This is a genomic window from Caballeronia sp. (assembly GCF_028292365.1).
In the GTDB taxonomy this organism is placed as follows: domain Bacteria; phylum Pseudomonadota; class Gammaproteobacteria; order Burkholderiales; family Burkholderiaceae; genus Caballeronia.
Genome location: NZ_JAQGMM010000644.1, coordinates 1 through 10,324, shown reverse-complemented (window position 1 = coordinate 10,324; position 10,324 = coordinate 1). Strand labels below are relative to the sequence as shown.

General features: G+C 60.8%; 11 protein-coding genes. 4 read left to right on the top strand and 7 right to left on the bottom strand.

Features of this window, described 5'->3' with window-relative positions; all coding sequences use genetic code 11:
• From JWR14_RS37195 to paaA, 5 genes are all read right to left on the bottom strand, one after another.
• Positions 1 to 779: FAD-binding oxidoreductase (locus JWR14_RS37195; protein ID WP_299719573.1), on the bottom strand; the 779-nt coding region annotated here is incomplete at its 3' end.
• An 8-nt stretch (positions 780 to 787) separates the two neighbouring features.
• The gene (gene paaD, locus JWR14_RS37190) at positions 788 to 1,324 is read right to left on the bottom strand and encodes a 1,2-phenylacetyl-CoA epoxidase subunit PaaD (protein WP_299719570.1); all 537 of its coding nucleotides are present in this window, start codon (positions 1,322 to 1,324) and stop codon (positions 788 to 790) included.
• Positions 1,325 to 1,329: 5 nt separating this feature from the next.
• Complete coding sequence (gene paaC / locus JWR14_RS37185) at positions 1,330 to 2,130, bottom strand: 1,2-phenylacetyl-CoA epoxidase subunit PaaC (protein ID WP_299719568.1); 801 nt, start codon at positions 2,128 to 2,130, stop codon at positions 1,330 to 1,332.
• 15 nt (positions 2,131 to 2,145) lie between these two features.
• Positions 2,146 to 2,430: a 1,2-phenylacetyl-CoA epoxidase subunit PaaB gene (paaB, locus tag JWR14_RS37180; RefSeq protein WP_047894950.1), complete on the bottom strand. Its 285-nt coding sequence runs from the start codon at positions 2,428 to 2,430 to the stop codon at positions 2,146 to 2,148.
• Positions 2,431 to 2,452: 22 nt separating this feature from the next.
• Positions 2,453 to 3,451: a 1,2-phenylacetyl-CoA epoxidase subunit PaaA gene (paaA, locus tag JWR14_RS37175; protein WP_299719564.1), complete on the bottom strand. Its 999-nt coding sequence runs from the start codon at positions 3,449 to 3,451 to the stop codon at positions 2,453 to 2,455.
• A gap of 177 nt (positions 3,452 to 3,628) precedes the next feature.
• Between paaA and JWR14_RS37170 the strand changes: the two genes are divergently transcribed.
• Together JWR14_RS37170 and JWR14_RS37165 are read left to right on the top strand one after the other, a co-directional pair.
• Positions 3,629 to 3,898: a ribbon-helix-helix protein, CopG family gene (locus tag JWR14_RS37170; RefSeq protein ID WP_299719562.1), complete on the top strand. Its 270-nt coding sequence runs from the start codon at positions 3,629 to 3,631 to the stop codon at positions 3,896 to 3,898.
• Complete coding sequence (locus JWR14_RS37165; RefSeq protein ID WP_299719560.1) at positions 3,895 to 4,218, top strand: type II toxin-antitoxin system RelE/ParE family toxin; 324 nt, start codon at positions 3,895 to 3,897, stop codon at positions 4,216 to 4,218. Before JWR14_RS37170 ends, JWR14_RS37165 begins: the two co-directional genes overlap by 4 nt.
• 4 nt (positions 4,219 to 4,222) lie before the next feature.
• Here JWR14_RS37165 and JWR14_RS37160 read toward each other — a convergent pair whose 3' ends face one another.
• Positions 4,223 to 5,644, bottom strand: a complete 1,422-nt coding sequence (locus JWR14_RS37160) for a membrane dipeptidase (protein ID WP_299719558.1) — start codon at positions 5,642 to 5,644, stop codon at positions 4,223 to 4,225.
• 142 nt (positions 5,645 to 5,786) lie between these two features.
• On the opposite strand from JWR14_RS37160, the gene JWR14_RS37155 reads away from it, so the two are divergent.
• Positions 5,787 to 7,058 (top strand): TIGR03862 family flavoprotein, encoded by a 1,272-nt coding sequence (locus tag JWR14_RS37155; RefSeq protein ID WP_299719556.1) that lies wholly within the window; start codon positions 5,787 to 5,789, stop codon positions 7,056 to 7,058.
• 34 nt (positions 7,059 to 7,092) lie between these two features.
• Here the strand turns inward: JWR14_RS37155 and JWR14_RS37150 are convergent, their stop codons facing one another.
• Complete coding sequence (locus tag JWR14_RS37150; protein ID WP_299719554.1) at positions 7,093 to 8,295, bottom strand: class I SAM-dependent methyltransferase; 1,203 nt, start codon at positions 8,293 to 8,295, stop codon at positions 7,093 to 7,095.
• A 375-nt stretch (positions 8,296 to 8,670) separates the two neighbouring features.
• On the opposite strand from JWR14_RS37150, the gene JWR14_RS37145 reads away from it, so the two are divergent.
• Positions 8,671 to 9,948, top strand: a complete 1,278-nt coding sequence (locus JWR14_RS37145) for an SGNH/GDSL hydrolase family protein (protein ID WP_299719552.1) — start codon at positions 8,671 to 8,673, stop codon at positions 9,946 to 9,948.
• Positions 9,949 to 10,324: the final 376 nt, after the last annotated feature.

Below are 10,324 nucleotides of genomic sequence, written 5' to 3'. Positions count from 1 at the left end.
GGCACGCCCGCTTGCGGCAACGGCGTGCCGAATCGTTCAACGTGAACCTGCTGCGGCGGCACGCCCGCGCTTTTCAGCGCAGCTTCGGCGGCGTCCATCATCGGGCCGGGACCGCAAATGAAGGCTTCGTCGATTGCATTGGCGGGAACGAGCGACTCAAGGAACGCCGCGCACTTCTCCTGGTTCAGCACGCCGTTAAACAGTTCGACATCCTGCAAATCGTCCGATAACACGTGGTACAGCGAGAACCGGCTCATGAAGCGGTTCTTCAGGTCTTCCAGCTCTTCGGCAAACATGATCGCGTCCACGCTGCGATTGCCGTAGACGAGCGTGAAACGACTGGTCGGCTCCGTTTCCAGCGTCGTCTTGATGATCGCGAGCACCGGCGTGATCCCCGAGCCGCCGGAAAATGCCACGTAATGCTTCACGTGATCGGCGTTCAGGTGTGTGAAAAAGCGGCCATCGGGCGTCATCACTTCAATTTCGTGGCCGGGTTTCAGCGTATCGAAAGCGAAGTTCGAGAAGCGGCCACCCCGCACGCGCTTGATGCCGATACGCAATTCGCCGTCGCGGTCGTAATCGGTCACGCCGACGCAAATGGAATACGAACGCCGCATTTCCTCGCCGTCCATATGCGTCTTCAGCGTGACGAACTGGCCTTGCGTGAAGCGAAATGCATCGCGCAGGGTTTCGGGGACATCGAAGGACACCGTGACGGCGTCGGCGGTTTCGGGACGGACGTCGCGGATGCGCAGCGAGTGGAATTGCGGAGTCGCCATGGTCGTTTTCAGTACGGTTTGAAGTAGTCGAACGGCTCGCGGCAATCCATGCAGCGATACAGCGCCTTGCATGCGGTCGAGCCGAATTGGGCGAGGCGTTCGGTATGTGATGAGCCGCAGCGCGGGCAGGCGGGTTTATCCACGACGCGCGGCGCGAAGCGGATCGGCCGTTCTTGCGCCACGTGCTCGTTTGAACCGCAATTGCCCATGGGCGGGGCGATGCCGTATTGCCTGAGCTTGTCGCGGGCCGCGTCGGTCATCCAGTCGGTGGTCCATGCGGGTGCCAGAACCGTTTCGATGCGATGGTTCGCGAAGCCCGCTGCGTCCAATGCGGCGCCAATGTCCTCGGCAATCTGGTACATCGCCGGGCAGCCCGAATAGGTGGGCGTGATGACGATTTCCAGGGTGTCGTCGGCGGCGCGGCGGACATCGCGGAGAATGCCTAGCTCACGGATGGAGACCACCGGGATTTCCGGATCGGGCACAGCGTCCAGCACTTGCCATACGCGATCGAGCTCGAACGAAGCTTCAGCGGTGGTCGTCATCGAGTTCACCAGCTCGCGCCCGGATGCTGCCGCGCGAGGCTTTGCAGTTCGGCGAGCAGGAAACCCATGTGCTCGGAATGTTCGCCGAGCTTGCCGGTTGTCACGTGTTTGGCATCGGCTGGCTTTTGCAGCGTGGCTTGCGCCAGCGTTGCATCCACGTCTTCGCGCCACGGGGTTTCCAGATCAGCAGTCAGCGGACCGATACCCGCATCGGCGATGCTCGTTTCCACGTCATCGGTACTGAAAAACTCGCGCGTGTACGGCATCAGGTAATCTACCGCCGCCTGAGCGCGAGCGTGCGATTCCTCGGTGCCGTCGCCGAAGCGCAGCAGCCAGTCGCTCGCGTGATTCAGGTGATAACGCGTTTCCTTGATCGACTTCGACGCGATTGCCGCCAGTTGCGTATCGGTCGATTGCGTGAGCGCTGTCCACAGATGTGCCATCAGCGTCGAATAGAGGAAGTTGCGTACGACCGTTACCGCGTAGTCGCGATCCGAACGCGCTGTGCCCGAGAGCGGACCCGCGTGTGGCAACTCCGTCAGCGTGTAATTGCGGAAATCGCGTTCATTGCGGAAATACGCGTAGTCATCTTCGGTTTTCTTCGTGCCGTAAAGCTCGGCGTCGAGCGTGGCCGCGTGCGAGTAAAGCAATCTTGCCTGGCCGATCAGATCGAGGCCGATATTGGCCAGCGCGATATCTTCCTCGAGCACCGGGCCGTGTCCGCACCATTCGCCGTTGCGCTGGCCGAGGATCAGCGCGTTATCGGCAAGGCGTAGTACGTAGGACAGATGTTGGGGCGTCGTCATGGCTAGACCTTCGTGTCACATGTGGTTGATTTCGTCGGGCAGCACGAAGAACGTGGGGTGACGATATATTTTGTCGCCGGCCGGATCGAAGAACTCGGCTTTATCGGCGGGATCGGAGGCTGTGATTGCCGCCGATGGAACCACCCAAATGCTCACGCCTTCCTGGCGCCGCGTATAAACATCGCGCGCCATGCGCAGCGCTGCAGGTGCGTCAGGCGCGTGCAGGCTGCCGCAATGCTTGTGATCAAGGCCCTGCTTGCTGCGTACGAACACTTCCCAGATCGGCCATTCGTTGTTCATTTGTCGCTCCTTCATCTTTACTTTATGCAGCTTGCTTTTGCGCACGCGCGGCTTGCTTGGCGGCGTAGGCGAGGGCGGCTTCGCGAACCCAGAGGCCGTCGTCGTGTGCTTTGACTCGCGTGGCGAGGCGTTCCTTGTTGCAGGGGCCGTCGCCATTCACGACGCGCCAGAATTCTTCCCAGTCGATCTCGCCGTAGTCGTGCGCCTGCCGTTCTTCGTTCCATTTCAAATCGGGGTCGGGTAGCGTGACGCCGAGAATCCTGGCCTGCTCGACGGTGGCATCGACGAATTTCTGCCGCAAATCATCATTCGATATCCGCTTGATGCCCCATTTGAACGACTGCCCGCTATGGATGGAATCCTTGTCGCTCGGGCCGAACATCATCAGCACCGGCCACCACCAGCGGTCCACTGCCTGCTGGACCATTTCCTTCTGGGCTTGCGTGCCTTTCATCATGGAGAGCAGCGCGTCGAAACCTTGCCGCTGATGGAATGACTCTTCCTTGCAGATGCGGATCATGGCGCGCGCATACGGGCCATATGTGCAGCGGCAGAGCGGGATCTGGTTCATGATCGCCGCGCCGTCCACCAGCCAGCCGATCACGCCGACGTCTGCCCACGTGGGCGTCGGGTAATTGAAAATGCTCGAATATTTGGCTTTGCCTGCGTGCAGGGCGTCGACGAGTTGATCGCGCGACACGCCCATGGTTTCCGCTGCGCTATATAGATAGAGGCCGTGGCCGCCTTCGTCCTGCACCTTCGCGAGCAGGATCGCCTTGCGCTTCAGGCTCGGTGCGCGTGAAATCCAGTTGCCTTCGGGCAACATGCCGACGATTTCCGAATGCGCGTGCTGCGAGATCTGGCGGATCAGCGTCTTGCGATACGCCTCGGGCATCCAGTCCTGGGGTTCGATCTTGCCGTCGGCGGCCATCACGGCGTCAAAACGGCTGAGTTCTGGCGATGTGGACGCCGGATCGATGGACTGCACGTTGCCGGGGATATCGAGGGATTGCGTGTACATGACGATCGCTCGCTGTAGGAAGTCACTGTGCCGCAATTATAAGCCGACCGTCCGGTCGGTTAATAGTTATTTTTTGAGATTGTGATTCGCGGCGACCATCGGCTGGCACGAGATACGTCTGCGCCTGGGAAATTAATTTACAATAGACTCTATTATTTTATAATAATGAGGTGTGCGATGCCGGTCGCAATGAAGACGATAACCGCTCAGGTCCCCCTCAGCTTGGCTGAGGAGGTGGATGCGTTGGCTGCTGAACTCGAACGGCCCCGCCAATGGGTCATGAAGAAGGCGTTGACCCTTTATCTTGCGTCGCAGCGAGATCGCCGCAAAGCTATCCGCGAAGGCTTGGATGATGTGGATGGTGGCCGCACGGTAAGTATGGATGCGATGGATGAGTGGCTGGATAGCCTCGATACGTCAAGCGAGCGACCGGCGCCCCAAGCATGAGTGTCCGCGTTGAATTGACGAACCGTGCCGCATCCGATATTGCAGCAATCCGAGACTTTCTGAAGTTGCTCACGAGCGCAGAGAGGACCACCCTGGTAATAAGAGCATTGCTCGGTACCGCGAAAAAATTGGGTACTCCCGGAGAACATCGAATTGGGGAAGCGCTGGACGGCTACGATGGACCGCCTGCGCGTGAGGTTCATAAGAATGTGGTTTTGGTCGGGACCTACGAGCACTACTACGAAATTATCCCGGCGTATGCAGCGAAGCCCGATAGGATCGTGATCTTGCGGGTATGGGACACAAGGCAGGACCGATAGACACCTACCCAACGCTCGCCTCAAACACTCGCCTGTAATTCTCCCCAAGAATCTTCCCCGTTTCCTCGTTCGAGAATCCCGCTGCGAGGAGCTGATTCGCGAAATCGGGCAACTGGCCGTAGTGAGTGAAAACCGGCGGAGAAATAAAGCCCAGCATGTCCGTGCCCACGCCGACATGGTCGACGCCGACCAGATCGGCCATCCGCTTGACGCCTTCTGCCATCCCCTGCAAATCCCGGAATGTTCCGGAACTTGGCCAGACGCCAATCACGCCGCCTGTATCGGCGACGGCACGGGCGTGGTCAGGGCTAATCAGCCGGCTTCGGCCACCAGGATGCGCGGACAGCGCGGTATGAGACAAAACCAATGGTTTCGACGACACCGACGCCGCCCGTTTGACGAGATCGAAGGTTCCGTGTGCGACATCGATCACGATCCCAAGGTCATTGCATCGCCGGACCACTTGCGCGCCGAAATCGGTCAAACCGCCATGCTGGGGCGGTTCGGTCTGGATATCGCCGAGTTCGTTCACTCGGTAGTGCACCAGTTGCAAGTGGCGCAACTGGTGCTGCGTGTAGGCTTCATCCACGCGATCCAGTTGTCCCTCCAGAAAATCGCCCCCTTCTGAAGCGATGATTGCGCTCGGACCCGCGCTCGCATTCACTTTCAGCGACGCGCTGCTAGTAATCACATTCATTTGTTCGCGCTCGATCAATGCATGCACCCGCGCAAATTCCGTTTGCCCGAGCGCGTACAGTTCGCCGGGCGCGGGTGTCCGGTACGCTTCGAAACGCTTGCGATCTGACGATACCCGCGTGACCACGGTATCGGTGACGATAGCCAGTGTGACTATGTTCATGCCGCCGCTGCGCATGGGCGCGGCAAGCGAGGCAAAAGGGCGGTTGGCGCCAATCGCCGGATCGCGGGAGATGGTCACCCGGCCGGCGTGGCTGTGCATGTCCATCGTCAGCGTATTGGTCGAGCGCCAGCTTTGAGCGGTAGCCCGCGCGTCCGGATTGTCGCTATATCCAGCGAAGCGGCCACGGGCGCAGGCCACCAAACTCAGCGCGGCCGTCGATGCCAGGAACGCTCGCCGGTTGAATGGCCTGTCCTGGCTCGTCACGCGGGCGTCGACGAGTTGATAACGCCAGCCCGCCGGATCATCGATTAAACGGCGCAGTCGTCCGCGAATCGTCACTGGTCCGACTTCCACCTGGATCAATGAGGCACCGATGACTTCGATGCTCGACCGCGGATCCGCTGGCACGCAGCCCGGACAACACGGAGCGTCGGCTGCCAGCAGGAAATAATCGACGCAAGGTTCCAACTCGAGCGGAATCATCCAGCCGGATAGTTCGACTATTGCGTCGTGCAGCGCGTCGGCCTGACCGGAACGGATGCTCGACCATTCGTTTTGCACCGACATCTCCTTTTTGAAATTCGTCGCCGAATTATGCAGCGGGAGGTGGGGCGCACTCAGTTTGGTCCCGGCTGCGAGTCATGGATGGTTCGCGGGTCCTCGGCATCGAATGCGACAATGCGGCTTCGCTTCCAATCGTGTCGTTCGCATGCCGTCACCGTCGCCGTCCTCCGTAGAAATTCGTCGCGCGCGCGTTGCCGTTATTGGCGGCGGCCCTGCTGGCTTGATGGCCGCCGAAGCGCTGGCGACGGGCGGCGTCGAAGTGGATCTGTATGACGCCATGCCGTCGGTCGGTCGCAAATTCCTGATGGCAGGCAAGGGTGGGATGAATCTCACGCATTCGGAACCGACCGAGCTATTCCTCTCGCGTTACGCCGAGCGCCGCTTGCAGATAGAACCGCTGCTGCGCCGTTTCGACGCCACCGCCTTACGCGCCTGGGTTCACGGATTGGGGGTCGAAACCTTCGTCGGCAGCTCGGGCCGCGTGTTTCCCACCGATATGAAAGCAGCGCCGATGCTGCGTGCCTGGTTGCATCGGTTGCGCGGGTCGGGCGTACGGTTCCATATGCGGCATAAATGGCTTGGTTGGGGCGACGAAGCTTTGCGGATTCTGCGGTTCACCACGCCGGAAGGCGAACGCTCAGGCGAAGCCGATGCCGTCGTGCTCGCACTTGGCGGCGCGAGTTGGCCGCGACTCGGCTCAGACGCCGCGTGGATTCCACATCTGGAAGCGCACGACGTGCATTTGTCGCCTTTCGCCCCGTCCAATTGTGGTTTCGATATCGACTGGAGCGAGCATTTCAGCAGCCGATTTGCAGGTGAACCACTGAAAGCGGTTGCGATCGGTTTGCCGCGTGAGGATGGGAGTATCGACTGGCGCACGGGTGAGTGCTTGCTGACATCGACGGGTATTGAAGGCAGTCTGATCTACGCGATGTCCGCGCGCATTCGCGACCGTCTGGCAGCCGGCGATGGCACGTTTTTCCTCGATCTTCTGCCAGCACTGACGCCGCAGCGAGTTCACGACGAAGTGACGCATCCGCGCGCTGCCCGATCGATGTCGAGCCATTTGCAGAGCCGCTTGAACCTGACGGGCGCAAAGGCGGGCTTGTTGCGAGAGATATTGAGCCGCGAAGATTTCACCGATACCACGGGTCTCGCTCAACGCATCAAGGCATTGCCGATGACCGTGACGCGCCCGAGGCCAATCGCCGAAGCGATCAGCAGCGCGGGCGGCGTGCCGTTCGAATCGCTCGATTCGCACCTGATGCTCAACGCGATATCCGGCGTTTTTTGCGCTGGCGAGATGCTGGATTGGGAGGCGCCAACGGGTGGTTATCTGCTCACGGCGTGTTTCGCGAGCGGTTTGGTCGCGGGTGAGGCGGCGCTGGCTTATATAGCGAGTACGAAGCCCACCTAAACGCCAACGCCGACGCCCGCGCCAAAGAAGAAACTCAAGCCGGCACCAGACGCCACAACGACGTGACCTCGGCCGAACGCGCGTGATAGAGCGGATCGGTCTTATCGGCGGCGCGGGGGTGATGCGGACGAATATCCATGCGGCCGTCCGTCTTCAACCCGGCGCGGTCGACCCATTCCTGGAATTGCGCACGCGTCCGCAAGCCAAGATGTTCGGCGATATCGGAAAGAATCAGCCAGCCTTCGCCGCCGGGCGTCAGATGCGCGGCGAGGCCATCGAGAAATCCGCGCAGCATGCGGCTTTCCGGATCGTAGATCGCGTGTTCAATAGCCGAACTCGGCCGGGCCGGCAGCCATGGCGGATTGCAGACGATCAACGGTGCACGGCCTTCGGGGAAAAGATCCGCTTCGAGCACTTTTACTTGCTGATCGAACCCCAGTAATTCGATGTTTTCGCGCGCGCAGGCCAGCGCCCGGGCATCGATTTCCGTTGCTATCACACGCTTCACGCCGCGCTGCGCCAGCAAGGCGGCGAGCACGCCCGTCCCGGTGCCGATATCGAAAGCCAGTTCCTTCGATGGCAACGGCTGATCGGCCACCAGCTTGATGTACTCGCCGCGCACCGGCGAAAACACGCCGTAATAAGGGTGAATCCGCGCGCCGAGTGCCTCGACGTCCACGCCCTTTTTGCGCCACTCGTGCGCGCCGACCAGCCCGAGCACCTCACGCAGCGACACAATTGACTCACCGGTAGCCGCGCCATACGCCTCTTCGCACGCCTCCTTCACAACTGGCGCTCGACGCAGCGGAATCGCGTACTCGGCGTCCAGCGGCAAAAGCAACATGCCAAGCGTGCGCGCCCGCTGCGACTGGGCGAGCCGATGCAGATTGAACGCCTCGGCGGCAGCGGGCGGCGCGGCTGGCGGTGCATCGGGGGCAGCGCTGCGTTCTTTCGCTTTTGCTTTAGCGGACTTTTTCGGCCGTGTTTCGATGCGTCGCGTAACCGCTTGCAGCAACTGGCGAGCGTTCTGGAAATCGCCGCGCCAGAGAATGGCCGTGCCTTCGCAAGCCAGCCGATACGCCGAGTCGGCGGTCATCTGGTCATCGCCGATCACCACACGCTTGGGCGGCGCGATTCCGCTTTCCGAGTGCCAGAGCGCCGACCGGTTCTCGCCTTTTTCCTCCCATTCGATGTGGGAAGGTGCGGCGCTGGTGCTGGGAGAAGTTTTGGAATGCATGCTGAATAAGTACCGGACAAAGTGAGAACCGCGAGGCGGAATGCCGACATTCTGAGGGCTTTTCACAAAATGGTCCGATTTTCGACGACAAAAAGGCGTTCGGTGGATCTGCTTGGGAATCGGGCCTCGGGATTTTGAGCATCGCGCAAGCATGTCCGGTTGCGCATTTGCTATCGACTGACATGGGCGCTAACTCGCTTGCCTCGTGGCGCGTTCCACGTCTCCCGGTCTACTTAGCGCAACGATCCTGTGCCCAGGCCTGGAAGCCATGTCGAGTCGCACATACGTAGCCGCGAACCATCCGCCGAACTGTAAGCGCCTGGTTTGCCCATTCAGGCACAATCGCTTTTCCCCTCAAAAATCTCTCGTTCCCTGATGAATCTTCGCGCCCTTTCCACCGTTGCCGCCGCGACGCTGTTTGCTTCCCTGTTGTCGCCCACCAGCGCTCTCGCGGACGACGCGCCGGCCGAACACTGGGTCAGCGCCTGGGGCACGGCGTTACAGGCAATTCCGCAGCGGCCGGATTTGCCGGCGCTGTATCGCGCGCCTGAAATGGGCGGCCGGACTGTTCGGCAGATCGTGTATCCAGCCATCGACGGCCGGCACGTCCGGCTGCGTCTGAGCAATGTGTATGGCACAGCGCCGCTGGTGATCGAGGGCGTACAAGTAGCGCGTTCAGCGTCCGGTGGCGCGGCCGCGATCCGGGCGGGCACCAGCCGTCCTGTGACGTTCGCTGGCAAGGCAGGCGTGACCATCGCGCCGGGCGGCCAGACAGACAGTGACCCGGTCGCCTTCGACGTCACCGCCCACCAGCCGCTCGCCGTCAGTACCTATATGGGAGCGGGCCAGAAAATGGCCGCGTGGCACAGGGTGGCGAACCAGACGAATTATGTATCGACACCAGGCAACCATTCCTCCGATACCGACGCCGCCGCGTTTCGCACCCGCTTCACGCAATTCGTATGGCTGACGAGCGTCTCCGTCGACGCAGCGCCAGCGCGAGCGCTGGTAGCAATCGGAGACTCCATCACCGACGGCATGCGCTCCACGCCGAACGCGAACCGCCGTTGGCCGGACGCATTGGCGCGCCGGCTGACCCAAAAGGGCATCGACGGCACCGCGGTCGTGAACGCTGGGATCAGCGGCAATCGATTGCTGAGTGGGTCGCCGTGTTATGGCGATGCGCTTTTGAACCGGTTCGACCGCGACGCATTGCGCCAGCCCGGCGTGCGCGCGGTGATCCTTATGATTGGCATCAACGACATCAATTTCCCCTCGATGCCCCCACGCGCCGGTCTGGATTGCGACGACCCCCACACGCCAGTAACCGCTGATTTGCTGCTGCGCGGGTATCAACGGCTGATCGCGCAGGCGCACCAGCGTGGTGTCCGGATCTACGGGGCAACCTTGACACCGGCCTCGCTGCCCCCGGAGCGCGAGGCAATCAGAACGGCAGTGAACGACTCGATCCGTTCAAGCCGAGCATTCGATGGCGTGATCGACTTCGACCAGGCGCTCCGGGACCCGGCCCGTCCAGACCGCCTGCAGCGCCGCTATGACAGCGGCGACCATATCCATCCCAGCGATGCGGGTTATGCGGCCATGTCGGAAGCTGTCCCCATCGACGAAATGGGGCTGGGGAAGGGTCATTAAGGGGCTGCTAGGGTATTCCCGAAAATAGTTTGCGGATGTCCTTGCCTTAGTACGCTCCATCGCCTATTATTCGTCTCCTCGTTTCGCAACGAGGGCCGCTAAAGAAACAAGCGGCCTCCAAAATCGGTAAGTTTGAAAGCAAACGCTCACAAACTTGTTGACAAGGAGAAAAAGATTCTTCATAATCTCGTTTCTGTGCTGCGGATGCAGCGACGCGAAAGCGGTGGAGTTCTGGGGGTTGGGATTCTACGGTGGGTAGCGCATGTTCTTTAAAAACTAACAGCCGATAAGTGTGGGCGCTTGGTGCTTGGCTTTGAGCGTGGTGGTGTTTCTCAGGAGATGCTGCCGTGAAGCGAAAGTATCAAGTCTCACACTA